General features: G+C 69.9%; 22 protein-coding genes and 1 pseudogene. 10 read left to right on the forward strand and 13 right to left on the reverse strand.

Features of this window, described 5'->3' with window-relative positions; genetic code table 11:
- Positions 1–216 precede the first annotated feature (216 nt).
- On the reverse strand, positions 217–828 hold the full coding sequence (locus tag ACX1D0_RS10275; RefSeq protein WP_459017782.1) for a hypothetical protein: 612 nt from the start codon (positions 826–828) through the stop codon (positions 217–219).
- A gap of 92 nt (positions 829–920) precedes the next feature.
- Here ACX1D0_RS10275 and ACX1D0_RS10280 point away from each other — a divergent pair, with 92 nt between their 5' ends.
- Positions 921–2,285 carry an MFS transporter gene (locus tag ACX1D0_RS10280; protein ID WP_459017783.1) on the forward strand — a complete coding sequence of 455 codons (1,365 nt, stop codon included), beginning with the start codon at positions 921–923 and terminating at the stop codon, positions 2,283–2,285.
- Between the two features lie 48 nt (positions 2,286–2,333).
- Here ACX1D0_RS10280 and ACX1D0_RS10285 read toward each other — a convergent pair.
- A pseudogene (locus ACX1D0_RS10285) lies at positions 2,334–2,660 on the reverse strand (VanZ family protein); the annotation flags it as partial.
- A gap of 29 nt (positions 2,661–2,689) precedes the next feature.
- Positions 2,690–3,766, reverse strand: a complete 1,077-nt coding sequence (locus ACX1D0_RS10290; protein ID WP_459017784.1) for an LCP family protein — start codon at positions 3,764–3,766, stop codon at positions 2,690–2,692.
- Positions 3,767–3,876: 110 nt separating this feature from the next.
- Here ACX1D0_RS10290 and ACX1D0_RS10295 point away from each other — a divergent pair, with 110 nt between their 5' ends.
- A complete protein-coding gene (locus tag ACX1D0_RS10295; RefSeq protein WP_459017785.1) occupies positions 3,877–4,716 on the forward strand; it encodes a DUF2231 domain-containing protein in 840 nt (279 codons plus the stop codon).
- Positions 4,717–4,775: 59 nt separating this feature from the next.
- Here the strand turns inward: ACX1D0_RS10295 and trxA are convergent, their stop codons facing one another.
- The 9 genes from trxA to ACX1D0_RS10340 all read right to left on the reverse strand — a co-directional run bounded on the left by trxA (position 4,776) and on the right by ACX1D0_RS10340 (position 13,919).
- Complete coding sequence (gene trxA / locus ACX1D0_RS10300) at positions 4,776–5,159, reverse strand: thioredoxin (RefSeq protein ID WP_459017786.1); 384 nt, start codon at positions 5,157–5,159, stop codon at positions 4,776–4,778.
- A 22-nt stretch (positions 5,160–5,181) separates the two neighbouring features.
- Positions 5,182–5,586: a hypothetical protein gene (locus ACX1D0_RS10305; protein ID WP_459017787.1), complete on the reverse strand. Its 405-nt coding sequence runs from the start codon at positions 5,584–5,586 to the stop codon at positions 5,182–5,184.
- Between the two features lie 109 nt (positions 5,587–5,695).
- Entirely contained in the window at positions 5,696–6,382 is a 687-nt protein-coding gene (locus ACX1D0_RS10310) for an N-acetylmannosamine-6-phosphate 2-epimerase (RefSeq protein ID WP_459017788.1), read from the reverse strand.
- Between the two features lie 11 nt (positions 6,383–6,393).
- Entirely contained in the window at positions 6,394–7,314 is a 921-nt protein-coding gene (locus ACX1D0_RS10315) for an ROK family protein (RefSeq protein ID WP_459017789.1), read from the reverse strand.
- A 5-nt stretch (positions 7,315–7,319) separates the two neighbouring features.
- Positions 7,320–8,237 (reverse strand): dihydrodipicolinate synthase family protein, encoded by a 918-nt coding sequence (locus ACX1D0_RS10320; RefSeq protein WP_459017790.1) that lies wholly within the window; start codon positions 8,235–8,237, stop codon positions 7,320–7,322.
- Between the two features lie 112 nt (positions 8,238–8,349).
- Positions 8,350–9,135 carry an ATP-binding cassette domain-containing protein gene (locus ACX1D0_RS10325; protein ID WP_459017791.1) on the reverse strand — a complete coding sequence of 262 codons (786 nt, stop codon included), beginning with the start codon at positions 9,133–9,135 and terminating at the stop codon, positions 8,350–8,352.
- Positions 9,132–11,213 carry a dipeptide/oligopeptide/nickel ABC transporter permease/ATP-binding protein gene (locus ACX1D0_RS10330; RefSeq protein WP_459017792.1) on the reverse strand — a complete coding sequence of 694 codons (2,082 nt, stop codon included), beginning with the start codon at positions 11,211–11,213 and terminating at the stop codon, positions 9,132–9,134. The genes ACX1D0_RS10325 and ACX1D0_RS10330 overlap by 4 nt, the downstream gene beginning before the upstream one ends.
- Positions 11,213–12,178, reverse strand: a complete 966-nt coding sequence (locus ACX1D0_RS10335; RefSeq protein ID WP_459017793.1) for an ABC transporter permease — start codon at positions 12,176–12,178, stop codon at positions 11,213–11,215. Before ACX1D0_RS10335 ends, ACX1D0_RS10330 begins: the two co-directional genes overlap by 1 nt.
- Before the next feature lie 100 nt (positions 12,179–12,278).
- Positions 12,279–13,919, reverse strand: coding sequence for an ABC transporter substrate-binding protein (locus tag ACX1D0_RS10340; protein ID WP_459017794.1), 1,641 nt, complete (start codon positions 13,917–13,919; stop codon positions 12,279–12,281).
- A 167-nt stretch (positions 13,920–14,086) separates the two neighbouring features.
- Between ACX1D0_RS10340 and ACX1D0_RS10345 the strand changes: the two genes are divergently transcribed.
- Positions 14,087–14,743, forward strand: a complete 657-nt coding sequence (locus ACX1D0_RS10345; RefSeq protein WP_459017795.1) for a FadR/GntR family transcriptional regulator — start codon at positions 14,087–14,089, stop codon at positions 14,741–14,743.
- Between the two features lie 206 nt (positions 14,744–14,949).
- Here the strand turns inward: ACX1D0_RS10345 and ACX1D0_RS10350 are convergent, their stop codons facing one another.
- Positions 14,950–15,963, reverse strand: coding sequence for a LacI family DNA-binding transcriptional regulator (locus ACX1D0_RS10350; protein WP_459017796.1), 1,014 nt, complete (start codon positions 15,961–15,963; stop codon positions 14,950–14,952).
- A 184-nt stretch (positions 15,964–16,147) separates the two neighbouring features.
- On the opposite strand from ACX1D0_RS10350, the gene ACX1D0_RS10355 reads away from it, so the two are divergent.
- From ACX1D0_RS10355 to ACX1D0_RS10385, 7 genes are all read left to right on the forward strand, one after another.
- Positions 16,148–18,169 carry a beta-galactosidase gene (locus tag ACX1D0_RS10355; protein WP_459017797.1) on the forward strand — a complete coding sequence of 674 codons (2,022 nt, stop codon included), beginning with the start codon at positions 16,148–16,150 and terminating at the stop codon, positions 18,167–18,169.
- 24 nt (positions 18,170–18,193) lie between these two features.
- Complete coding sequence (locus ACX1D0_RS10360; protein WP_459017798.1) at positions 18,194–19,468, forward strand: sugar ABC transporter substrate-binding protein; 1,275 nt, start codon at positions 18,194–18,196, stop codon at positions 19,466–19,468.
- Between the two features lie 72 nt (positions 19,469–19,540).
- Positions 19,541–20,830 (forward strand): ABC transporter permease family protein, encoded by a 1,290-nt coding sequence (locus ACX1D0_RS10365; RefSeq protein ID WP_459017799.1) that lies wholly within the window; start codon positions 19,541–19,543, stop codon positions 20,828–20,830.
- Entirely contained in the window at positions 20,718–21,155 is a 438-nt protein-coding gene (locus ACX1D0_RS10370; RefSeq protein WP_459017800.1) for an ABC transporter permease subunit, read from the forward strand. The genes ACX1D0_RS10365 and ACX1D0_RS10370 overlap by 113 nt, the downstream gene beginning before the upstream one ends.
- Complete coding sequence (locus ACX1D0_RS10375) at positions 21,155–22,051, forward strand: sugar ABC transporter permease (RefSeq protein WP_459017801.1); 897 nt, start codon at positions 21,155–21,157, stop codon at positions 22,049–22,051. The genes ACX1D0_RS10370 and ACX1D0_RS10375 overlap by 1 nt, the downstream gene beginning before the upstream one ends.
- A 74-nt stretch (positions 22,052–22,125) precedes the next feature.
- Complete coding sequence (locus tag ACX1D0_RS10380) at positions 22,126–24,342, forward strand: glycosyl hydrolase 53 family protein (protein WP_459017802.1); 2,217 nt, start codon at positions 22,126–22,128, stop codon at positions 24,340–24,342.
- Positions 24,343–24,481: 139 nt separating this feature from the next.
- Positions 24,482–25,999: a DUF1593 domain-containing protein gene (locus ACX1D0_RS10385; protein ID WP_459017803.1), complete on the forward strand. Its 1,518-nt coding sequence runs from the start codon at positions 24,482–24,484 to the stop codon at positions 25,997–25,999.
- Positions 26,000–26,105: the final 106 nt, after the last annotated feature.

Raw genomic sequence — 26,105 nt, forward strand, 5'->3', positions numbered from 1 at the left:
GCAGAGTGGCGTTGTGGGGCGATGGTGATGCTGCCTGTGGATTTCCCGGTTGGATCCAGTGAGGAACGGGCCCTCATGGCTGCCTTCTCGTGCCCTGAGGTGGCTGGCGGTCCGGTTGCCTGTGCAGATGGGACCCCAGCTCAGGCGGCCACCCATTCGGTTTGGCCCCAGGAGAAACCGGGGTTGAGGAGCCGTGCGAGTCCCCGGTCACTACCACTAGGCCCGGTCCAGCATCGCCTGGTCCACGGCGCGGAAGGACCGGCACCTGTCGCGCAGCATGGACAGCGACCCGCCGGTCACCGCGTCGCCGAGCAGCGCGGTGTCGACGCAGACCGCCCGCGTACCGGCCTTGTTCCACTCCCCGGACGCATAGGCCCCGAGCCCTCCGAGGGGCAGCACCCGCTCCGCGAGGCCCAGCTCGGCCAGCCGCGGCGCCATGGCGTGGCCGATGACGTCCGCCGGGTACAGCAGCGCGCCCGTGGCGGACGTGTCCAGCACGGCGCGCACCTCCGTCGGGGTCATCGCGCCGAGATAGCACGGCACGCCCAGCTCGCAGGCGGCGTCGGCAAGCGACCTCGAGGCCACGTCGCACAGCACGAAGGCGGCGCCGGCGCCAATGGCCGCGACGAGTTGCTCCACCGTGGTCACGCGCATGACGCCCAGCGTGGCCCGCGCGCCGAAGATGGACATCACATCCGCGACCGCGGACCCGGCCGCGGGCAGCGCGAAGGTGGCGAAACCCTCCTGGATCAGCACCTCCACCACGCCGACGAGGTCGTCGACGGAGGCGTCGGGAAGGCAGACGATGAGGCCGCTGAGCGAGGACATGGCCCCAATTCTGCCCCACGCGGGCGCGCGGTCGGGGACACCCATGTGGGCAGTCACCCCCGCCCGCGTCCGCCGCTGCCTAGACTGCGGCCATGTCTGGTCTCCTGACGCGCACGCAGCGCCTCGACGAGCTGCCCTACACGGGCAAGCACAACAAGCTCCTCATCGGTTCCGGTGTGGGGTGGGCGCTCGACGCCATGGACATCGGCCTGATCTCCTTCATCATGGCGGCGCTCGCCGTGGAATGGGGCCTCACCGGCGGCGAGCTGTCGCTCCTCGGCTCGGTGGGCTTCGTCGGCATGGCCTTCGGCGCCTCGCTCGGCGGGCTTCTGGCGGACCGGATCGGCCGCCGGCAGGTGTTCGCCCTGACGCTGCTGGTCTACGGCATCGCCACCGGCCTGTCCGCCCTGTCGACCGGCCTGGCGACGCTCATCATCTTCCGGTTCATCGTCGGCCTCGGGCTCGGCGCCGAGCTGCCCGTCGCGTCGACGCTGGTGAGCGAGTTCGCGCCGCGCCGCATCCGGGGCCGGGTCGTGGTGGCGCTGGAGTCGTTCTGGGCGGTGGGCTGGCTCGCCGCCGCCGCCATCGGCTTCTTCGTCGTGCCCACCGAGAACGGGTGGCGCTGGGCCCTTGCGCTCGGCGCCGTTCCCGCGGCGTACTCGCTGATCGTGCGCTACGGCCTGCCCGAGTCGGTGCGGTTCCTGGAGAGCAAGGGCCGGCACGCGGAGGCCGAGGCGGTCGTGTCGGACTTCGAGGAGGCCGCCGGCATCTCCGTGCCCGCGGATGCCAAGGCCCCCGACGCCGCGCCCGAGGCGTCCACCGTCGACAAGAGGGAGCTCTGGGGGGCGCGCTTCAAGCGCCGCACCATCGCGCTGTGGCTGACCTGGTTCGGTATCAACTTCGCCTACTACGGCGCCTTCATCTGGCTGCCCACCCTGCTGTTCGAGGGGGGCATGACGCTGGTGAAATCGTTCGAGTTCACCCTCTACATGACGCTGGCGCAGCTCCCCGGGTATGCGCTCGCGGCGGTGCTGGTGGAGGTGTGGGGGCGGCGCCCCACGCTCGTGACCTTCCTCGGCGGGTCGGTGGTGGGTGCGCTGGCGTTCGGGATGGCCCCGCAGGTCGCCGCCACCGTAGCCCCCGGCTCAGACAGTGCAGCCTTCGCCATCACGCTGACCGCCGGCTGCATCCTGTCGTTCTTCAACCTGGGCGCATGGGGCGCGCTGTACGCCATCACGCCGGAGGTCTATCCGACGGCGATGCGCGCCTCGGGCGCGGGCGCGGCCACGGCATTCGGGCGGATCGCCGCGATGCTGGCCCCGTTACTGGTGCCGTGGATCGTCTCCACCGCAGGACGCCCGGCCCTGTTCATGCTGTTCGGGGTGATGTTCAGCATAGCGATGGTGGCGGCCTGGTTCCTCCCCGAGTACACCGACCGTGCCCTGGACGAGGTCTGAGCGCCCCGCCACCCACCGGTTGATCCCCGCGCCCGCGAGGGCGCCGATCGTTGCGCCGAGGCTGTTGAACGCGACGTCGTGAGCGCTGGCGTCCCGGGCCATCCAGTACTGGACGGCCTCGATCATCACCGAGGCGGTGGCTCCGGCCACCGCCCAGACCCACCAGCGCACGCGCGGCAGCCAGAGCGCGGCGAGCAGGGCTGAGGGAAGCAGCATCGCGGTGTTGAGCAGACCGTCGGTCTGCTCGGGGGTGGCCCGGATGCCCAGCCGTCCGGCCGTGGACCAGATGGCCACCACCAGCCGGTTGACGCTCCAGCCGTCGGCGAGGAACACCAGCCACGTGACGGGCGCGGCCAGCGCCAGCACGAGCCACATCGCCCACCAGCGGACCTGCGGTGGCGGGGTCACTCGTTCGGGTCGACCTCGCCGAGCTCGCCCGAGGCGCCGTCGAGGTTTGCCGCGTGGTACTCGTCCATCGTGTCCCCGGCCAGCGCCTGGGACAGCAGCGACAACCCCTCGGTGTCCACGACGACGACGGACTGATCCCCCACCATGCCGACGCCCTTGATGGGCGCCTGGAGCATACCGATGGAACCGGTGCCGGTCAGCCGCATCGACAGCGCGAGATCCGTCACGTACTGGTTGGTCATCGCGTCGTCCACGGTCATGGTGTCGGCCAACTGGCCGACGACATTGCTGAAGGTGACGGGATTGGCGAGCGTGGCCGGCGTCATGACCTCGCGGATGATGGCCTTGACGACGGTCCGCTGCCGGTAGGCGCGGTCCAGGTCGCCGTTGGGGAGCGGGTAGCGCTCGCGCACGTAGACGAGTGCGCGTTCGCCGTCGAGGTGGATCTGGCCCTCCTCGAAGCGGACCCCGGGGTTCTGCTCGGTGGCCCAGGGGTTGTAGACCTCGACGCCGCCGACGGCATCTGTGAGCTTGACGAAGCCCTCGAAGTCGATGAGTGCCGTGTGGTCCATCCGGACCCCGGTGAGCTGCTCGAGCGTGCGCACGGTCAGTTGCGGGCCGCCGAAGGCATAGGCCCAGTTGAGCTTGCCCTTCCCGCGGCCGGGAATGTCGACCCACATGTCGCGCGGGAAGGAGATCAGGTAGACCGCCTGCCGGTCACCGGTGACGTGCGCGATCATGAGGGAGTCGCTGCGGCCGTTCTCGATGTCGTCGCGGGAATCGCTGGCCATGAGGACGAAGTTGATGGGGGCGGCCGTCTCCGACTCGCCCGCCTTGGGCGTGGCCGCCTGCGGGCGGCCCTCGTAGTCCTGTGGCGTCAGCTGCTGGTCGCGGGTGATGGAGTCCAGGGCCGAAAATCCGCGTCCCGCGTAGTACCCGCCTACGGCAAGCGCGGCGACCAGCACCCCCACGCACACCAGCAGGAGAACGAACAGCGGGCCACGCCGTCGCTTCCGCCTCGGCGCGTCCTCGTCGTCCAGGACGTCGAGTCCCTCATCGGCTGCTCTTCTCATGGGCCCATTGTCCACTGTGGCCGATCACGCACCAACCCGGGCTGGTGTCGCCGTCGGTCCGCGGGCATGCGTTGTTCCATCCTGCAAAGGCGCCCGACTACGCTCACTGCATGGTCGACACCGTGCTGGGGCTGCCGCTGCATCCGCTCATCGTGCACGCGGTCGTCGTGCTGCTGCCGCTGGCCGCGCTGGGGGTGATCGCCCTGGTCGTGGTCCCTCGCTGGAGGCCGAGGTTCGCGCTGCCGCTGCTCGCAATCCTCGCCGCGGGGGCGGGTTCCGCCGTTGTGGCGATGCCGGCCGGCAACGCACTGGCGGAGCAGGTGGGGCTGCCGGCCGCGCATCAGAGGTGGGGCACCGCCCTGGCGTTCACCTCGGTGGCCTATCTCGTGATCGCCGGCGGATGGCTCTGGTGGGTGCGGCGCGACACGGACGAGCCGACGGCGGCCCGCACAGCGACCGGCTGGGTTGCGGCGGCGCTGTCCGCCGTCGTGACGGGGCTGACCGTCCTGGCCGGCCACTCTGGCGCCACGGCGGTCTGGGCAGACGTGGTGGCCGCGCCGGCCACCGCCTCCCCGACGGTGGAGGCACCGAGCTCCCCCGCCGCGACACCGCCCCCCGGCACCACCCCGGCGCCGAGCACCACCGCGACGGCCGCGACCAGCGCCACCCCCACGCGCTTCGGCTCGCCCCCCGCCACCACCACATCGGCACCCGAGGAGGGCTACCCCGCCGCAGTGCTCGCGGATCACGCCACGGCCGAGTCGTGCTGGATCGCCGTCGAGGGATTCGTCTACGACGTGACCGACTGGATCCCGCAGCACCCCGGCGGCCCCGAGCGGATCATCCCGTTGTGCGGCACCGATGCCACCTCCGCGTTCGGCACCCAGCACGGCGACGCGACGCTGCCGAACCAGCGGCTCAGCGAGTTTCTGCTGGGGCCGCTTGCCTGATCCGGGCAGCAAAAACCCGCCCGGCCTGTGATCGGCGGGCGGGTTCGAGGCACGACGCGTCAGGCGGTCTGCGACTCGGCGTCCTGCGTGGCCTCGGCAAGCTGGCGACGCACGTCGTCCATGTCCAGGGCCTCGACGGCGTCGATGACCTCCTGCAGCGCCTTGGCCGGCAGTGCGCCGGACTCGCGGAACACCAGGATCCCGTCGCGGAACGCCATCAGGGTGGGGATCGCCTGGATCTGCGCGGCGGCGGCGAGGCCCTGCTCGGACTCGGTGTCCACCTTGCCGAAGCGGACGTCGGGGTGCGTCTGGGCGGCCTTCTCGAACACGGGGGCGAACGCACGGCAGGGGCCGCACCATTCGGCCCACCAGTCGACGAAGGTGATGCCCTCCGCTGCAACGGTGTCTTCGAAATTCTCGGCGGTCAGTTCAAGAGTGGGCATGGGATTTCCTTTCGAGGGGTGATCAGCACGACGCGTGGTCAGTGATGCGCTTGGCCGCGGCCACGCCGTAGCAGGCGAGGAGCGCAGCCAGGGCGACGAGCGTGGCCGGCGCCTGGGAGAGCATGAACGGGGCCACCACCACGGCCGCGGCCGGGATGATGCCGCACGAGCCCCCGGTGAGGTGCTCGCGCGCTGCGACACCTGCCGGAGGCACGTAGGTGGCCAGGGTGACGGCGCCTAAGAGCGCGGCCAGGACCAGGACGGTCACCTCGAGGGCGCCCGTCGTCTCCCTGGCCGAGTTCAGCGCCACGAAGAGAGCGACAGCGGCCACAACGGCGGCGACGGTGTGGCGGGTGGACCAGACCGCCCGCCAGTAGGCGGGGCCGCTGGCCGCGACCTTCACATCACCGAGGACCTGCTGAGACACGTCTGTTCACTTCCCTGTTCGTTGCTCACGGACAGGTCCAACTATACACAGATACCCCCTAGGGTATTCAAACGCAGATCGCGCCGACATTCCGGGAGGAGTCGTCGACTCACGCCCCGGGAATCGCCAGAGCGTCGACGAACCACGTCGTCAGCGTGGCCGGATGCGTGATCGCCGTGCCGACCACCACGGACCAGGCGCCGCGACGCATCGCCTCCGCGGCGTGCGCCGGCGTGTGGATCCGCCCCTCGACGATCAGCGGCCGGTCGGCCACCGCGAGCATCTCGTCGATCGCCTCCCAGTCGGGCCCCGCGGTCCTGGGCCGCTCGCCCGAGTAGCCCACCAGCGTGGTGCCGATCAGGTCCGCCCCGGCCTCCTGGGCCGCGACCGCGTCCCCTGCAGATCCGCAGTCCGCCATCACCAGCACCTCAGGGAAGCGCTCCCTCAGGCCGGCCACTGTGTCCGCCAGGGTCCGGCCGTCCGGGCGTGGGCGACGGGTGCCGTCGAGCGCCACCACCTCGCAGCCTGTCTCCGCCACCGCGAGGCAGTCCTCCAACGTCGGGGTGATGTACACGCCCTCCTTACCCACCTTCACGAGCCCGATGATCGGCACGTCGACGACGGCGCGGATCGCTCGCAGGTCCTCCAGGCCCTTCGCCCGGATGGCGGCCGCGCCGCCGATCACCGCCGACTGCGCCACCTGACTCATCGTCCGCGGGTCCAGCATCGGCTCCCCCGGGTACGCCTGGCAGGACACCACCAGCCGCCCGTGAATCGCCTCGATCACTACACTCATTGCCATTCCTCTCAACTCACTCTGGCGCCGACGGCGTCGAACACCGTCCGCGCCGCCCCGAGGATCGCGGCCTCGGGTCCGAGCGCGGCCCGCAGGAGCGGCAGGTCCTTCAGAACCGGTACCACCTCGCCGCGACACGCGTCCCTCAGCGGCCCCCACCACTCGTCGCCGGCGCGGGCCACTCCCCCACCGACCACCACGCATTCCGGGTCCAGCACCGTCACGATCCCCGCGAGAGCCCTGCCCAGCGCGACGGCGGCCTCAGCCACCACCCGACGAGCCGGCTCCACGCCCGCGGCGGCCAACGCCATGATCCCGGCCCCGGACAACCTCTCGCCAGAGGCCAGCGCGAAGGCCCGCTCGATCGACGGCCCCGCCGCGACCGCCTCCAGGTGCCCCTCAACCCCGCACGGGCAGCGCAGACCCTCGGCGCCGGGCGTGGGAACGTGCCCCATCTCGCCGGCCACGTGGTGCGCCCCGGTCCACAAGCTCCCGTCCAGGACGACGGCGCCACCCACCCCGGTGCCCACCGCCACCATCAGCATCGACGAGCGGCCCCGCCCCGCCCCCAGCCAGGCCTCGCCGAGCGCGTGCGCGTCGACGTCGTTGCGCACCTCGACCGGCCGTGTCGCGTCCCAGCCGAGCCGGGCGCGCAGCCCGGCCGCGACATCGGTGCCCACCCAGTGGGCGAACGTGTCGGTGGCCGAGATGATCCGCCCCGCCGTCGCATCAACGACGCCCGCCGTGCCGACGCCCACGCCGGCCACGTCGTCGATCCCGGCGGTCGCGCTTGCGACAAGGGCGGCGACGGCGTCGAGCACTGCCTCGCCGCCCGCGAGCGCGGGCGTGGGCGTGATCGACACCTCACCCATCGCCCCGTCCGGCGCCACGACGGCCACCGCGATCTTGGTGCCGCCGAGGTCGACGCCCACGGCCCTCACTGCAGGAGTCCCACCTCGACGAGGATGTCGCGGATGGCGGCCGTGTCGCCGTCGGTCAGCCCCTCGAGCGGCGCGGGCATCGCGGCGGAGTCGATGACACCGAGCAGCGCCAGGGCCGTCTTGAACGCGCCGATGCCACCGGCATCGCCGGAGCGACCCTGCGGCACGAACGCGATGTCGAAGAGCCGGGCGATCCGGGCCTGCTCGTCGCGCGCGGCCAGCCAGTCGCCGGCCTGGGCGGCCCGCCACATCCGGGCGTAGCCGGCGGGGTCGACGTTGGCCAGGCCGGGCACCGCGCCGTCGGCGCCGAGCAGGTACATGCCGTCGCACATCACCTCGTGGCCGGTCAACAGCACCAGTGGGTGCCCGGCCGCGGCGTTGGCGGAGACGAGCCGGCGGAAGCCGACGTCGTCGCCGGAAGAGTCCTTCACACCGGCGATGACACCGTCGCGGCCGAGGCGAACCAACAGGTCCACGCCCAGGTAGCTGTGCACGCGCACCGGCACGTTGTAGGCGAACACCGGCACCGTGACGGCGTCGGCCACCATGCGGAAGTGTCGCTCGGTCTCGGCCACGTCGTTGATCGCGTACAGCGGGGCGGTCACGACGACGGCGTCGGCGCCCAGCGACTCCGCCCGTCGGGCCTGCTCCGCGACGCGCCGCGCAGTGAGGTCAGGGGTGCCGACGAGCACCGGCACGCGCCCGGCGGCCCGCTCGACGACGCGGCGGGTCACTGTGTCGCGCTCGTCGTCGGTGAGGTAGGCCACCTGGCCGGAGGAGCCGAGGATGAACAGGCCGTTCATGCCACCGTCGATGAGGTGGTCGACGACGCGGTCCAGGGAGGGGAGATCGAGCTCGCCCCCGGGGGTGAAGGGGGTGATGACCGGGGGGATGGTTCCGGTGAAGGTGTGCATGGGAGGGGCTCCTTGGGAATCGATTGAGATCGGATACGGGGGGCGACGCGGTCGCGCGCTGCGCGGCGACCGGCTCTACCGACGGGAGCGGGAGCTCGGCCCGCGGGGTCGGTCAGAGGAGGGAGGGGACGGCGCTGAGGAGGGTCCGCGTGTACTCGTGCTGCGGGTTGGCGAACAGCTGATCCGCCGGACCCGTCTCGACAATCCGGCCGCCCAACATCACCGCCATCCGGTCGGAGATGTAGCGCACGGTGTTGATGTCGTGGCTGATGAACACCAGTCCGAGGCCCAACTGATCCTTCAGGTCGCTGAGCAGGTTGAGCACCTGCGCGCGCACCGACACGTCGAGGGCCGAGGTCGGCTCGTCGGCGATGATCACGTCGGGGTCCAGCGCCAGGGCGCGGGCGATGGCTACGCGCTGCCGCTGACCGCCGGAGATCTGGCGGGGCAGCACGTCGAGCGCCGACTGCGGCAGGCCCACGAGGTCGAGCAACTCCTTGACGCGATTCTCCCGTTCGGATGGCTCCAGGACGCCGTGCACCGTGAAGGGGTCGAGCAGCGTGTCGCGCACGATCATGCGTGGATTGAGCGCGGTGGCCGGGTCCTGGAATACGACCGAAACGGCGCGCCCCAGCTTCTTCCTGCCGGCCCCGTCGAGCTTCATGCGCTCGCCCTTGAAGTACACCTCGCCGGAGGTGACGGGTTGCAGGCCCACCATGACGCGGGCGAGCGTGGACTTGCCGCAGCCCGACTCGCCCACCAGGCCGAGGGTCTCCCCCTTGCTGACCGAGATGTCCACCCCGTTGACGGCGTGCACGCGGTCAGGGCGGAACAGCTTGCCGGTGCGCGACTTGTGGACGACGTGCACGTCGCGCAGGTCGATGACGGGGGTGCTCATCGCGCGCCCTCCTTCTCCAGCAGAGCCTCGAGCTCGCCGGTGCTGGCGTACAGGTGGTCCTCGGTCCCGGGCAGGGGGCGGAGCGTCGGCTTCTCGGTGAGTCCCGCCTGCGGGTGCGAGGAGCGAGGAGCGAACCGGTCGCCGCCGACGAACTCGCGGGGGCTGGGCACCACGCCCGGCACCTGGTGCAGGCGACCGGTGCCGGACTCGATGGACAGCACCGCCCCCAACAGGCCGCGGGTGTATTCGTGGGTCGGGTTGGTGAGCAGCTCAGTGGTCGCCGCCTGCTCCACGACCTGCCCCGCGTACATGACCGTGATCCGGTGAGCCACCTCGGCCACCAGGGCCAGGTCGTGCGACACGAACACCATGGCGAAACCGAGCTTCTCGCGCAGCTCGTTGAGCAGATCCACCACCTGCGCCTGCACGGTCACGTCGAGGGCCGTCGTGGGCTCGTCGGCGATCACCAGGCGCGGGTTGCGGGTGAGCGCCATGGCGATCAGCACGCGCTGGCGTTGACCTCCCGAGAGCTCGTGCGGGTAGGACTTGAGCGTGCGCGCCGGGTCGAGGCCGACGAGCTCGAGCAGCTCCTCGGCCGTGCGCCGTCCGCCCCGCCTGGTGAGCTGCCTCATCTGGGCACGGATGAGCATCGACGGGTTGAGCGAGCTCAGCGCATCCTGGTAGATCATGCTCATCTCATGGCCGCGCAGTGCGTTGCGGTCCCTCGGGCCCAGTGTCAGCAGCTCGCGGCCGTCGAACCTGACCGACCCCTCGATCCTGGCGGTCTCGGGCAGTAGACCCATGATCGCCATGGACGTGATCGACTTGCCGCAGCCCGACTCGCCCACCAACCCCATCGTCTCGCCCTCGCGGACGGTGAAGCTCACGTCGTCGACGATCTTGACGGCACCGTGCGCGCCCGGGAACGAGATCGAGAGGTGCTCGACCTCTAGCAGCGGCTGCGCGTGGGGGTTGACGAGCACGAGCCGGTCGCTGCGGGCTGCCTCCGCCACCTTGAGCGCATTCAGCCGGGCCTTGAGGGACTCGACCTGCGAGAGGTGCGAGGCTGCGATGCCGGCGGCGCCGACCTCGCCCTTGAGCTTGTCCTCATCGGACTGCACGTTGACGCGGGTCTTGATGCGCGGGGACGCGAACGAGTCCGTGAGGCCCTCGGACAGGATGTTGAGGCTGAGCGTCGTGATGAGGATGAACAGGCCGGGGAAGAACGTGCCCCACCAGTGGCCCGACAGCAGCAGCGCCTTGCCTTCGGAGAGCATGTTGCCCCAGGTGGGGGCGTTGACCGAGCTGATGCCGGTGCCGATGAAGGACAGCGACGCCTCGAACACGATGGCGTCGGCCACGAGCACCGTCGCGAAGACGAGGATGGGGGCCAGGCAGTTGCGGGCGACGTGCTTGAACAGGATCCACCAGGTCCGCGCGCCCATCACCTTGGACGCGGCCACGTAGTCCTCGCCGAACTGGGCGAGGACGTTGGCCCGGACCACGCGGGTGAGCTGCGGCACGTAGAGGAAGGCGATCGAGATGACGACCACGGGCAGCATCGGGAGGCGCGAGGACAGCGCGGTCACCATGACGGCGGCCAGCGCGATGCCTGGGAAGCTCATCACGATGTCGAGCGTGCGCATCAGCACCTCGGACACGACCTTGCGCGCAGTGCCTGCGATCGATCCGAGCACCGCGGCGACGACGAGCGCCAGCCCGGTGGCGGCCAGGCCGACCAGCAGCGAGACCCGGGCGCCGTACAGGACCCGGGAGAAGATGTCGCGGCCGCGGTCGTCGGTGCCGAAGAGGAACTCACCGTCCGGCGGGATCGCGGTGTCGGGGATCAGCTGGGTGCCCACGCCCTCGATGGTCACTTCCGAGTAGACGATCTTCGCCTCGGGCACGAGGCCGGATGCGCCGGGGCCGAAGGGGGCGACGAGCGGCGCGAAGACGGCGGCCAGCGCGAGCAGCGTCAGCACGACGAGCGCGATCCTGGAGCCGACGGGCAGTGCCCGGATGCCCTCGAACCGCAGTCCCGGCTGCTGGAGCTTCTCTCTGGACTCAGGCGACAGCATCAGATGCTCCTGATCCGGGGGTTGACCAGCACGTAGAGGAGGTCGACCACCAGGTTGATGATGATGAAGGCAAGCGCGATCGTGATCGTCACGCCCTGCACGATGTTGACGTCGTTGCGCATGATGCCCTGGAAGATGAGGTTGCCCATGCCTTGGATGTTGAAGATCATCTCGATGACGACGGCGCCGCCCATCATGTAGCCGACGCGGAGGCCCAGCACGGTGAGCGGGGTGATGAGCGCATTGCGCAGCACGTTCCGGCCCACGACGATGTGCTTGGGGATGCCCGCACCGATGGCGGTGCGCACGTAGTCGCGGTCGAGCTCCTCCACCATGGCGGTGCGCACCACGCGGGTGAGCGATCCCGACAGCGGAATGGCCATGCCGACGGCGGGGAGGGTGACCTGGTTGATGTAACCGGCCGGATCCTCGGTGAAGTGGGTCCAGTCGGTGATCACTGCCGGGAAGTAGCCGGCGCCCCCCGGGATGTTGCCGAACCACTGGATGAACAGCAGCGCCAGCCAGAACGATGGGGTGGCCAGCGAGGCGATGGAGATGAAGCGGATCGCCTGATCCGGCCACTTGTCGCGGAACAGCGCGGCGATGATGCCCAGCACGAGCGCGATGACGACGCCGAGGAAGAGGCCGATGAACGTCAGTTGGAGGGTGATGGGGAACGACCTGGCCACCATCTCGCCGATCGGGACACCGGTGAACGACTCCCCGAGGTCACCCTGGACGAGACCACCGAGGTAGCGCACGTACTTGACGAGGAGCGGGTCGTTGAGGCGGAACCGTTCCCGGTAGTTCTCGAGGGCCTCCGCGGAGGCCGACTCGCCGAGCGCCAGACGCGCCGGGTCGGCGGTCGACAGGGACATCACGAGGAACACCAGGAGGGTGGCACCCAAGACCATGATGGGCATCGCCAGCACTCGACGTAGCAATAGACGGATGAAGTTGGACACGGCGTCGTCAGTTCCTGCTCTTCAGTGGGGGTGGCAACCGCTCGGGGGACGAGTGAGGGGGCCGGCCGGGCTCCGGGCCGACCCCCTCACCAGGGAGCAACTAGGCGGTGCTGCCGACGCCCACGAACGAAAGGCCCGTCACCGCGATGGGCTGGAAGTCGACCAGCGTCTCCGCGTCGAACGCCGTGGGCGTCTTGCGGTGGAACAGCGGATACATCGGCAGGGTCTCGGAGGCAAGGTCGAACGCCTGACCCCAGAGAGCCTGCTGGTCGTCACCGGAAGCCGCAACAGCCTGGTCGAGCAGCTCCTGCATCTTCGTGTGCGACTCCTGGCCCTTCCAGTGCATGCGCTTGTCGGTCCAGACGTCGCCGCTGTACCACCAACGCAGCAGGAGGTCGGCGTCGTCACCGAAGACCGACGGATCGCCTGGCGCCACCACGATGTCGAAGGCGTTCGGGTCGCTGTCGATCGTGCCGTACACGTCGGACGACTGCTTCTCCTCGTAGCTGACGGTGAGACCGGCAGCCTCCAGGGACTCCTTGATGATCGGCCGCACGGCTCCGAAGAAGTCGTGGTTCGAGGCGAGCAGGCGCACCGAGGTCAGGCCGGTCTCGGCGAAGAGGGCCTTGGCCTTCTCGACGTCGAGGGCGTAGACGGTCGAGGCCTCCTGATAGGAGGCGTGCTCCTTCTGCAGGAACGAGGTGGACGGCGTGGCGAGGTCGGCCATGCCCACCTTGGTCATGCGGTCGTAGTCGAGCGCGTACATGACACCCTGACGGTTCTTGACGTCGTCCATCGGGGCCAGCCCCATGTTGAACATGATGAACACCAGACCGAAGCCCTGCTGGGCGGCGACCGACTTGCTCTGCGCGAGCGTGGCGAGGTCCGCGGCGGGCACGGAGTCGATCGCCTGGACGGTGCCCGACGAGATCGCGTTGGTGCGGGTCGCCGCATCGGGCAGGATCTGCCACACCATCGAGGCGGCGCGGGCCGGGTAGGGGCCGGTGTAGGCGTCGTTGCGCTCGAACACGACCTGCTGCGAGCTGGCGCCGTTGTCGGTCATCCGGTAGGCGCCGGTGCCGATCGGGTTGAGATCGAACGCCGCCTTGTCGGCCTCGACGGCGGCCTTCGGGACCACCTTGACCACCGAGAGACGTGCGGGCACGAGCGAGAAGGGGTACTTGGTGGTGAAGGTGACGGTGGTGTCGTCCTTGGCCGTGACGCCCTCCATGAAGCCGAGGAAGTTGGCGTACAGCGAGGTGTTGGCCGGATCGAGCACGCGCTCGAAGGAGAAGACCACGTCCTCGGTGGTGACCGGGGTGCCGTCGGTGAAGACGGCACCGTCGCGGAGGGTGACCTCCCAGGTGGTGTCGTCGACCTGCGTGGGCAGGTCCGCGCCGAGCGCGGCGTACACCTCGCGGGTGGCGGGGTGGATCTCGGTGAGGCCCTCCATGGTGTGCCAGTTCGCCGCCACCGTGAGGGCGGCCGTCGTGGTCATGGGGTCGTAGCCGTTGGTGCCGAGCTCGTAGGAGATGCCGGCGGTGATGGTCCCGGCGTCGGCGGCCGACGAGGCGGGCGCGCTCGAAGCGTCGCCCGTGCTGGGGGCGGCCGTCGGGCTGGTGGACGATTCGCTCGGCGCCCCGCAGGCCGCCAGGCTGGCCGCGAGGGTCGCGGCGGCGCCCAGGCTGCCGGCGAGCTTGAGAAGACTCCAGCGCGATGTGACGGGAACCTGATTCATCATTGAACTCCTTGGTGATCGGACATCCGATGTCTGACGTCCGCTAGACTAGCGCATGGGATCGAAGGGCGCTCCCACTTCGCTCATAGACATGAGCGTTTTTTCACCAGAGGGTGTTGACACATATGGCGAGATCCGAACCCCAGCGCCTCCGGCAGACCATCAATGCCGTGAAGGAGCTCATCCTCACGGAGCGGCTACTACCGGGCGACCCGCTCCCCACCGAGGCGCAACTCGTGGACCTGCTCGACGTCTCGCGGGGCAACCTGCGCGAGGCCGTGCGCACGCTCGTCGCGCTGGACATCCTCGAGGTCCGGCACGGCACGGGGACCTTCGTCGGGCAGATGTCGCTGCGCCCGCTCGTCGACGGCCTGGCCTTCAAGGGCGTGGTGCTCCCGGGGCACGATTTCGAGTCCCTGCGCCAGATCGTCGAGGTGCGCAGCGGGCTCGACCATGCGCTGGCGCCCGCCGTGGTTGAGCACCTCGACGATGCGGCGGCGGCAGCACTGAGCGATCTGTGCGACGCGATGGCCGCACACAGTGAGCGTAACGAGGCGTTCGCCACTGAGGATCGCGAGTTCCACCTCACCCTGGCGTCGATCCTCAGCAACGAGCTCTACGCCCAGCTGGTGGCCGCATTCTGGGACGTGCACACCCTGCTGGCGCCGCGGCTCGGTGTGCCGACGCCCCGAGACATCGCCGACACGGTCGTCGCACACCGGGAGATACTCGACGCAGCGAAGGCAAGGGACCTGGACGCGTACCGGGTTGCCGTGGACAACCACTACGCCCCGCTGTTGCGAGTCCTGGACTCCACCTCGGCGTAGGAACGCCGACGGGTGGTTACGTGGCTTGAGCCGGACACGGCCTTCGGTGACGGGCAATGAGCCGGACACGGCACTCGGCAGGGGCGACGAGCCTGGCGTCGGTCTCAAACCCCCGTCGGCCCCTTGTTACCGCTGCCACCGACGACGAGATCCAGATCCGGCTCAAACCACCCAGCCGAGACCAGGAACAGACCGGATCAGCGGTGTCAGGCGCTCTCGCGAACGATGAGCGTCGTCGGGAGGGTGACCTGGCGTGGCGCATCACCTCGGGCCTGCTCCAGCAGCAGCGTCACCATCTGCTCGCTGAGCTCACCCCATGGCTGGCGCATGGTGGTCAGCGGGGGGTCCAGTTCCTCCGCCAGGCCCGAATCGTCGAACCCGGCCACAGCCACGTCGTCGGGCATCCTCAAGCCTGCCTGCCGCAGCGCGCGGATGGCGCCGGCGGCCATGGCGTCCGAGGCGGCGAACACAGCGTCGAAAGGCGCCCCCCGCGCGATGATCCGCGCCATGGCCGCAAACCCGGAACGCAGGCCCCAGTCGCCGTAGTCGATGAGATCCTCATGCAGGTCCGGACCCATCTCCGCGCGGAAGCCGTCCAGCCGGAACCGACCCCCGGAGGTGTCCTGGGGCCCGGCGATCATGGCGATCCGGCGATGACCCCGGGCCCGAAGATGGCGCACCATCTCTCGTGCGGAGCCGGCCTCGTCCACCGCCACCCAGGCCACATCGTCGGCATGGCCCAGCGGCACCCCGCAGACCACCGTGGGCACGCCCTCGCGGGCGAGAGACTCGATGAGCCTGTCCGACTGGTGCGACGATATGAGCATGACGCCGTCGACGTGCCCCGACGCGAGGTAGCGGCGGGCGTTCTCACGCTCCGGCTCGGACCCGGCCACCAGCAGCACCAGGGTCATGGACCGTCTGGCCAGAGCCTGGGACGCGCCGCGCAGCAGGTTGGAGAACGTGGGGTCTAAAAAGAGCAGCGAGGTGTCCTCCGCCAGGAGGAAGGCCAGCGAATTGGCCCGGCCGGTGGCCAGGTTCCGTGCGGACTGGTTGGCCGTGTAACCGGTGGCCCGGACGGCACCCTCGACGGCGTCCCGCGCCTTCGGCGACACCCAGCGGCCGCCGTTGAGCACCCGCGACACCGTGGCGCTGGACACGCCGGCGGCCACCGCGACGTCGTTGATCGTTGGCCTGCCCCTGGGTTCCACGGTCTCCACGGATCGAACTGTAGCGCCGTTCGGCACGGCCGTCCCACGCCGGCCGCACAACTGTAAGCGGTTACAGTTTGATAACGAAATCGTGACCTCGCTTGCTTTTCGACGCCCGCGTGGCCAAGACTGTAAGCGCTTACAGGTTGGCAGAGGCCAGCCGGAACCGAGATACGACGAGGTGTCGACGCACGTGACCACCCCTTGGCCGGCCATCGCCGGCATCGCCTATGGCGGCGACTACAACCCCGAGCAGTGGCCCCGCCCCGTATGGGAAGAGGACGTGACGCTCATGCGCCGCGCCGGGGTCACCCTGGTCAGCGTCGGCATCTTCTCGTGGGCCAAGCTTGAGCCCGCATCCGGCACGTTCGACTTCGGCTGGCTCGACGAGCTCCTCGACCTCCTCCACGCCAACGGCATCGCGGTGGACCTCGGCACGCCCACCGCGTCACCGCCCGCCTGGTTCTTCGCCGATCATCCCGAGGCCCGGGTGATCACCCGCGACGGCACCGTCATGGGGTTCGGCTCGCGAGGTATGGCCGCCCCGTCGTCGACCGCCTACCGCGACGCGGCAGCCCGGATCGCCGGCGCGCTCGCCGAGCGCTACGCCGAGCACCCCGCCGTCGTGCTGTGGCACATCCACAACGAGTACGGCACCCCGGTGGGCGAGGACTACTCCCCCACCTCCGTGCAGGCGTGGCGGGAATGGCTCCGGACTCGCTACGGCTCACTTGATGCGCTCAACGACGCCTGGGGCACCGCCGTCTGGGGGCAGACGTACCACTCCTGGGACCACATCGGGGCTCCGGCCGCGGCGCCGTCGGTGGTGAACCCGACGATGCGGCTGGACTTCGCCCGCTTCACCGACAATCAGATGCGCGAGTGCTTCGCGGTGGAACGCGACGCCATCCGACGCCACGCCACCCAGCCGATCACCACCAACTTCATGGCCAACCAGCACTGGGGAACCGACCTCTGGGAGTGGGCCAAGATAGTCGACGTGGTCTCCGACGACCACTACCTCACCGCGGCGGACCCCGAGGCCGAGATCGGGCTGGCGATGGCCGCCGATCTCACCCGCTCGGTCGCCGGCGGCAGGCCGTGGATCCTGATGGAGCACTCCACGTCGGCCGTCAACTGGCAGCCGCGCAACGTGGCCAAGCGGCCCGGCCAGATGGCCCGCAACTCGCTGGCCCACGTCGCTCGAGGAGCCGACGCGGTGCTGTTCTTCCAGTGGAGGGCAGCGCGGTACGGCCAGGAGAAGTTCCACTCGGCGATGCTCCCCCATGCCGGCACCGAATCGCGGGTGTTCCGCGAGGTGGTGGAGCTGGGCGCCACACTCAGAGACATCGCCGACATCCGGGGCTCCCGCGTCGAGGCCGAGGTGGCCGTGCTGTGGGACTTCGAGTCCTTCTGGGCGCAGGACCTCGAATGGCGCCCCTCGGAGGGCCTGGACCACCGCAAGCAGGTGCGCGCCTACTACGAGCGGTTGTGGCGTGACCGCATCACGGTGGACTTCGCGCTGCCCTCCCACGACCTCACGCGCTACCGCCTCGTCGTGGTCCCCGCGCAGTATCTTCTGCGGGCCGACGACGCCACCGCCCTCATCCGCTACGTCGAGCAGGGCGGCACCCTCGTGGTGTCCTGCTTCTCGGCCGTCGTCGACGAGCACGATGCCGTCCACCGCGGCGGATTCCTCAGGCCGCTCGAGCCGGCGCTGGGCGTCTGGGTGGAGGAGTTCCTGCCCCTGCGCGACGGCGACTCGCTCACGCTCGACGGGCCCGATGGCCGGCTCCGCGCCGACGTGTGGGCCGAGGACCTCGTCCTCACGAGCGCGGAGGCGGTGGCCACCTACGTCGACGGCCCCGCGGCGGGCAAGCCTGCGATCACCCGGCACCGGCACGGCGCGGGCACCGCCTGGTACCTCAGCACCTGCCTCGACGCGCCGTCGCTCCAGGCCGTGATGGGCCGCGTCTACAGCGACGCCGGCCTGGCCCCCACCGCCCTCCCCGACGGCGTGGAGGTGGTCACCCGTCACGGTGCGGGCGCCACCTTCACCGTCGCCATCAACCACAACGACCACGCCGCGGAGCTTCCGCTCCCCGGCACGGACCTCGTCACCGGACACCACACGGACGGGACCCTTCGTCTCGAAGGCGGCGCAGTCGCCGTCGTCCGCTCCGAGGACACCACCCGCTCCACACCGGAGCACTGACACCACCGAAGGAAGGACCACACCATGCGCACATTCGCCAAGGCCGCGCTCGCTCTGAGCACCGCGGCCCTCATCGCCGGCTGCAGCGGCGGGGGCGGCACCACCCCCACCGCGTCCCCGGCCACCAGCGAGACCGCGGCCACCAGCGCCGCCCCCGAGTCGAGCGCCCCCTCGGGCGACGGCGCCACCCTGGTGATCTGGACCGACGCCGAGCGCGAGGAGGCCATCAAGAGCCAGGCCGAACTCTTCGAGGAGGCCACCGGCGCCACCGTCACCGTCGTACAGAAGAACTTCGAGGACCTGCGCAACGACTTCATCGCCCAGGTCCCCACCGGCGAGGGCCCCGACATCACGGTCGGAGCTCACGACTGGCTGGGCGCGCTCGTGACCGCCGGCGTCGTCGACACCGTCGACGTGGGCGACATGGCCTCGCAGTTCGAGCCCGTGGCGCTCGAGGCCATGACCTACGACGGCCAGCTCTACGCGCTGCCCTACTCACTGGAGACGGTCGCCCTGATCCAGAACGTCGACCTCGTCGGCGACACCGCCCCCGCAACCTGGGACGAGATGATCGAGATGGGCGAGGCGTCCGGCGCCGAGCGCCCGTTCGTCATCAACACCGGCGGCGAGACCGGCGACGGCTACACAATGTACGGCTTCCAGACCTCCTTCGGTGCGCCCGTGTTCGTCCAGGACGAGAGCGGCTCCTACACCTCCGAGGTGGGCATGGGCGGCGAGAAGGGTGAGGCCTTCGCGCAGTGGCTCTACGACAACGGCATGAAGGGCAAGGGCTACCTCAGCACCACCGTCGACTACGACATCAACAACGAACTCTTCTCCTCAGGCAAGGCCGCGTTCACCATCCAGGGCCCCTGGGCCATCCCGGCCTTCGAGGGCGTCAACCTGAAGGTCAGCCCCATCCCGTCCGCGGGTGGTGAGCCGGCCGGGCCGTTCGTCGGCGTCCAGGGCTTCTACCTGAGCTCGCAGAGCGCTAATCCGCTGCTGGCGCAGGACTTCCTGGTCAACTACCTCGGCACCGAAGAGGGCCAGCAGGCGCTCTACGACGCCGACCCGCGGCTCCCCGCCCTCACGGCCATCGGCGAGGAGGTCAAGTCGGACCCGATCATCGCTGGCTTCCTCGAGTCCTCGCAGAACGGCGTGCCCATGCCGAACATCCCCGAGATGGGCGCCGTGTGGGACTTCTGGAACGCGGCCGAGGCCCAGATCATCGCCGGGGCCGAGCCCGTGGCCACCTGGAACACGATGATCACCAACCTGCAGGCAGAGCTCGACAAGTAGCCGTCCACCGTCGAGGGGGGCGGGCCTCCCGCGGGCCGCCCCCCTCGACTCTCCCCAACGTGAGGAACACTGATGACGGTCACCGAAGACCAACAACTCACCGACCCCGCCCCACCCCGCTCCGAACCCCACGCCAGGGCGTGGCGAGGGCTGGGCGGCGGCTTCGTGGTCAAGCTCCTGCTCATGGGCGTGGTCAACGCCTTCGGGATCTCTGTGATCCTCAGCGCGTGGCAGGTGGAGTCCTGGGTGATCCTCGGCGCCTCCGTGGTGCTGCTGCTGTTCGCGGACTGGGTGTACTTCTCCAAGCGGGCCTTGCCGCTGAAGTACCTGTTGCCCGGCCTGGTGTTCCTCCTCATCTTCCAGGTGTTCACGCTGGCCTACACGGGCTATGTCGCGTTCACCAACTACGGCACCGGTCACGCGGGCTCGATGCAGCAGGCCGTCGACGCCGCGCTCATCCAGGCCGAGAAGCGCCTGCCGGACTCCCCCACCTACCCGCTCGCGGTGGTCCGCCAGGGCGAGCAGGTGGGCTTCGCCATCACCGATGGCGACGAGGTCAAAGTGGGCACGGAAACCGAGCCGTTGAGTGTGGTCGACGGCGCCGAAACGGCCGACGGCGGCACGCCCGCCTTGGTGCCCGGTTGGGACGTCGTCCCGCGGGCGCAACTGCTCACCGACACTGCGCTGCAGGGGGTGGTCACCTCCCTGCGCGTGCCCGTCTCCGACGACGCCACAGAGGGCTCGATCCGCACCCGCGAGGGGTCGAAGGGCACCATCTACTCGTCGTCCATGCGGTGGGACGCCGATGCGGGCACGCTCACCAACACCGACACCGGCGTGGTCTACAGCCCCGACGACCGCGGCCGCTTCGTGGGCGACGACGGCTCCAGCCTTCCGGCCGGCTGGTACGTCAACGTCGGGTTCGACAACTTCGTGCGGGCGGTCACGGACCCCACGCTGGCGGCACCCCTGTTCCAGGTGATGATCTGGACGTTCGTCTTCGCCATCGCCTCGGTGGTGGTGAGCTTCGCCGTCGGGCTGGCGTTCGCGCTCCTCTACAACGACGAGCGGCTGCGCGCCCGCAAGCTGATCCGCACTCTCCTGATCCTCCCGTACGCGTTCCCGGCCCTTCATGTCTGCGCTGCTGTGGCGCGGCATGCTCAACGCCGAGTTCGGCGTCGTCAACGAGTTGTTCTTCTTCGGCTCTTCCATCGGGTGGCTGTCGGATCCGCTGCTGGCACGGCTGGCCGTGATCTTCGTCAACGTGTGGCTCAGCTACCCCTACTGGTTCCTCGTCTGCACCGGGGCCCTGCAGGCGCTGCCCGCCGACACTTTGGAAGCCGCGACCATCGACGGCGCTAGCAGGTGGCGGCGATTCACGGCCATCACGCTGCCGCTGCTGCTGGTGTCGACGGCGCCGCTGGCCATCGCGTCCTTCGCGTTCAGCTTCAACAACTTCACCATCATCTACATGCTCACCGAGGGCGGGCCGGCCTTCCCGGGCAACCAGGCCCGCCTGGGCGGCACCGACATCCTGATCTCCGCGATCTACAAGATCTCCGGAGTCTCGGGTGGCGTGGCCGACTACGGCCTGGCGAGCGCCCTGTCCATCGTCGTGTTCATCGTGATCGGCGCCATCTCCGCGCTGGCGTTCCGCCAGACCCGCAAGTTGGAGGAGTTCCAGTGATGTCCCAGCCCTTCGTCGACGAGCGCAACAGTGAGGGCCGCCGCCAGGCGCGCCGCAAGCTCTGGGTGGCCGAAGTGGGCTGGAAGTACCCCCTGGCCGTGGTGCTCATCATCTACGCCGTGTTCCCGCTGCTCTACGTGCTGTCGGCGTCGTTCAACCCGCGCGGTTCGCTGGCCCGCAGCAGCGCCATGTTCAGTGCCTTCTCCCCGTCCAACTTCGCCGCGCTGGGCGAGACCATGTACTGGACGTGGTTCCTCAACACGCTCATCGTCGCCGGCTCGTCGGCTCTGGGCGCGGTGTTCATGGGCGCGGCGGCCGCCTACGCGTTCTCGCGCTTCCGGTTCAAGGGTCGCCGCTTCTCGCTGACGGCCCTGCTGATCGTGCAGATGTTTCCCCAGACCATCGCCTTCGTCGCCGTGTTCCTGCTCCTGCTGGGCCTCGGCGAGGTGGTGCCGGCGCTGGGCATCAATTCGAAGCTCGCGCTGATCAGCGTGTACCTCGGCGGCGCGCTGGGCGCCAACACCTTCCTCATGTACGGGTTCTTCAACACCATCCCCATGGAGATCGACGAGTCGGCCAAGATGGACGGTGCCTCGCACGCCCAGATCTTCTGGCGGTTGATCATGCCGCTGGTGGCGCCGATCCTCGCCGTCGTCGGCCTGCTCGCCTTCATCTCCGCCTTCGGCGACTTCATCCTCGCCAAGATCATCCTCGTCTCGGAGGACAACTGGACGTTGTCTGTCGGGATGTACCAGTGGGTGTCGAATCAACTGACGTCGCGCTGGGGGCTGTTCGCCGCCGGCGTCGTCCTGGCCGCCCTCCCCGTTCTGGCGCTGTTCCTCTCGCTGCAGCGCTACATCGTCGGCGGCCTGACCGCCGGCTCGGTCAAGGGCTGATCCTCAGCCTCCGCAGGAGGCGGGGTCTGAGCCCCTCCCCTCCCCTCACCCATCACCGACGATCGGAGTGCAAGATGAGAGTTCCTCGATTGGGGCGGGCCTTCGCCCTGCTCCTTGTCCCGGCCCTGGCGCTGTCCGCCGTGGGCCTCCCCGCCCAGGCCGAGCGCGGCCCGGTCCGCGCGGACGTCTTTGTCCAGAAGGTTGAGAACCTGCCTGAGGGCTTCATCAACGGTGTCGACGTCTCGTCGGTGCTGTCGCTGGAGGAGTCGGGCGTGGTGTTCCGCACCCGCACCGGCAAGAAGGCCGACCTCTTCCGGGTGCTGGCCGATCACGGCGTCACCGACGTGCGCGTGCGCGTCTGGAACGACCCGTGGGACGCCGACGGCAACGGCTACGGCGGCGGCAACGTCGACGTGCCCCGGGCCGTGGAGATCGGCCGGCGCGCCACGGCCGCCGGGCTGGGCGTCCTGGTGGACTTCCACTACTCCGACTTCTGGGCCGACCCGTCGAAGCAGCAGGCACCGAAGGCGTGGGAGGGGTTGTCCGTCCCCGCCAAGGCGACGGCGCTGCGCGAGTTCACCGCCGACGCCCTGACCGAGTTCCGCGACGCCGGGGTCGACGTCACCATGGTCCAGGTGGGCAACGAGACAAACGGCGCGATCGCAGGTGTGTCCGGCTTCGACGGCATGGCGGCCCTGTTCTCGGCCGGCTCCGCCGCCGTGCGCGAGGTGCTGCCGGAGGCGAAGGTGGCCATCCACTTCACGGACCCGCAGCGGGCCGGCCACTACGACCGGGCCGCGGCCGCACTCGACGCGCGCGGGGTGGAGTACGACGTGTTCGCCTCCTCCTACTACCCCTTCTGGCACGGCACGTTGGCCAACCTCACCTCGCTGCTCGGCGACATCCGGGAGCGGTACGGCAAGGAGGTCGCCGTGGTCGAGACCTCGTGGGCGTACACGCTCGAGGACCTCGACGGGCACACCAACGTCATCGACCAGGCGGGCGAGGCCACCGCGTACCCGGTGAGCGTGCAGGGCCAGGCCACCGCGGTCCGCGACGTCATCCAGGCGGTCTCGGACGCGGGCGGCATCGGCGTCTACTACTGGGAGCCGGCCTGGCTGCCGGTGGGTCCGGCGTCCGAGTGGGAGGCCAATCGCGTGCTCTGGGAGCGCGATGGCTCCGGCTGGGCCACCAGCTACGCAGGCGAGTACGACCCGCACGACGCCGGGCAGTGGTACGGCGGATCCTCGTGGGAGAACCAGGCGCTGTTCGCGGCCGACGGGCGGCCGCTGGGGTCGCTGAGCGTCTTCGAGTACGTGGAGACGGGTGCCGTCGCGCCGTTGGCGGTCACATCGGTTGAGGGCACGTCGATCCAGGTTGTCGATGGGCAACCCGTCGAGCTGCCGCCGACGGTGTCGGTGGTGTTCAACGACGGCTCCTCGGAGGAGCAGTCGGTGACCTGGTCCGAGGCTGCGGCGTGGATCGAGGGGCCCGGCGTCTATCCGGTGCCTGGGGTGACGTCGGGCGGGCACGCGGTCACCGCGACCCTCACCGTCATCGCAGTCAACCTGCTGGTCAACCCCGGCTTCGAAGACGCTGACGTGTCGATGTGGACGAGAACGGGTCAAGGCCTCACGGTGCGCTCCACCGACACGCCGCGGACGGGGTCACGCTCGGCGCACTTCTGGTACGGCTCGCCGTACTCCTTCAGCCTGTCCCAGACGGTGACGGCCGGTGCCGCGGGCGAATTCGCCGCGTCGGCATCGATCCAGGGCGACGGCGAGGGCGCCGGGTCGGTGACCCTCACCGTCGAGACGTCCGGGGGGGCCTCAGAGTCCGCCGCGTTCCAACTGAACGGGTGGCAGCAGTGGTACACGGCGGAGACCGCTTCGGTGGCGGTCACGTCCGGCGAGACGGTCACGGTGACCATCGCGGCCTCGCTGCCGGGTGGCGCCTGGGGCACGATCGACGACGTCGTCCTCGGGCGGCCGTCGGGTGTCGCGGCGGACACCTCCGAGCTGGCCGCGTTGGTTGCCGCAGCCGGAGCGCTCGACCCGCGGGACTACACGGAGGAGTCGTTCGGCGAGCTCACAGCGGCGCTGGATGTCGCGGCGGTGGTGCTGGGGGCGAGGACACCGAGCACGGCCATGGTCGACGAGGCCGAATCCCTGTTGTCGGGCGCGCTCGACTCGTTGGCCGCGGCCCCCAACGCGAAGGAGTCCATGCCTGCGCCTGCGTCGCCGTCGAAACGGCCGGTGATCCCACCGTCGCCGACGCACCCCCTGCGGTAGTCGCCGCGGGTGGACGTCGACCCCCTGATCTGGCCGGCCCGGGAGCGCATGCCCGGGCCGGCCCCAAGTGCGGTCGGGGGGTGTGGGGTGGGCATGTGGGCCGCATACCTATTCGATACCGCAGTGTTATGCTCTCGCGGTGCAGCTCCACACTCCGCCCTTGCCCGCGCCCGCATCGTCGCGCCCGCGGACCATCGTCACCACCGACAGCGAGGCCGACGACATCAACTCGTTCCTGCGCCTCCTCTACTACGCCAACGAGCTGGACATCGTCGGCCTGATCTACAACTCCTCGGTCCACCACTGGCAGGGCGACGGCGTGCACACGCTCCGCGAAGCGCAGCAGGCGGGGCTGATCACCAGCTTCATGGGCGAGACCGCCGGCAGCGAGGCCCGCTCCGACGACGCAACCACCTGGCGCTGGGAACCGATGGGCTGGATGGAGAAAATCATCCTCAGCGACTACAGCCAGGTATATCCCAACCTCCTCCGGCACGACCCGAACTACCCCTCCCCCGCCGAACTGTGGGCCACGGTGGCCGTGGGCAATGTCGCCTTCGAGAGCGACTTCAGCAGCGATTCCGAGGGGTCCGAGCTGATCAAGGCCGCCCTCCTCGACGACGACCCCCGCCCGCTCTACCTGCAGGTCTGGGGCGGGACCAACACGATCGCCCGCGCGCTGTTCAGCATCGAACTCGAGCACATCGACTCGAGCGACTGGGCAGAGATCCGCGCAGCCGTGGTCCACAAGGCGGTCATCCTCAGCATCGGCCAGCAGGACACCGCCTACGCCGACTACATCGCCGACGCGTGGCCCGAGATCCCGCTGCTCGACTTCGACGGGGCCTTCGGCGGGTTCACGTCCTTCTCACGCCGCTTCGCCTCCCCCGAGCTGATGCCCTACTACCGGGCCGGGTTCTGGGCGCCGAACATCAAGTACGGGCACGGCCCGGTGCTGGCCAACTACGGCCTGATCGGCGACGGGACCTACTTCGAGGGCGAGGGCGACAATCCCGGCTGGCAGCCGGGGCAGGCGAAGGACCCCTCCGCGTTCCGGATGTTCGGCCTCATCGGCGGCTTCGAACGCCTGGACTGGACCGGCGAGGGCGACACCCCAGCCTTCATGTGCCTGATCCCCACCGGTCTGCGCTTCCTGGAGGATCCGAGCCTGGGCGGCTGGGCCGGCCGCCTGGTGGCCACCGATGGCAACCCGCACACCTTCGTCGCCGGGGAGGACCACAACCCCCACGTCGGGCTGGAGCAGCGGGTGTACACCTGCATGCGCTGGGCGGCGGCGTTCCAGAACGACTTCGCCGCGCGCGCCGACTGGGGCATCACCCCGGACTTCCGGGGGGCGAACCACGCGCCCATCGTGTCGGGCCCGGCCGACGTGACCCTCTCCCCGGGCGGGTCGGTGACCCTCCACGCGACGGCCAGCGATCCCGACGGCGACGCCCTCGTCGCGAAGTGGTGGGTGTACTCGGAGGCGGGGTCGCTGAGCGACGAGCCGACGCTGGAATCGGACGGCTTCGAGGCGACGATCACACTCCCGTCGATGGCGGAACCGGGCCAGCGCGCGGTCGTGGTGATCGAGGTGACCGACGACGGCACACCCGCGTTGACGAGGTACGCCCAGGTTGTGGTCACCGTAAGCTGAGTCCGGTCCCACGTCGTTTTGCCTCCCCTAGACGGATGTGCGACGAGGCCCGCGGTATGCGACGCTGTCCCGGCAGGCCCACGCCGTTCGACGGCGGGCAACCGAA

This window comes from Tessaracoccus pujii (assembly GCF_054483895.1).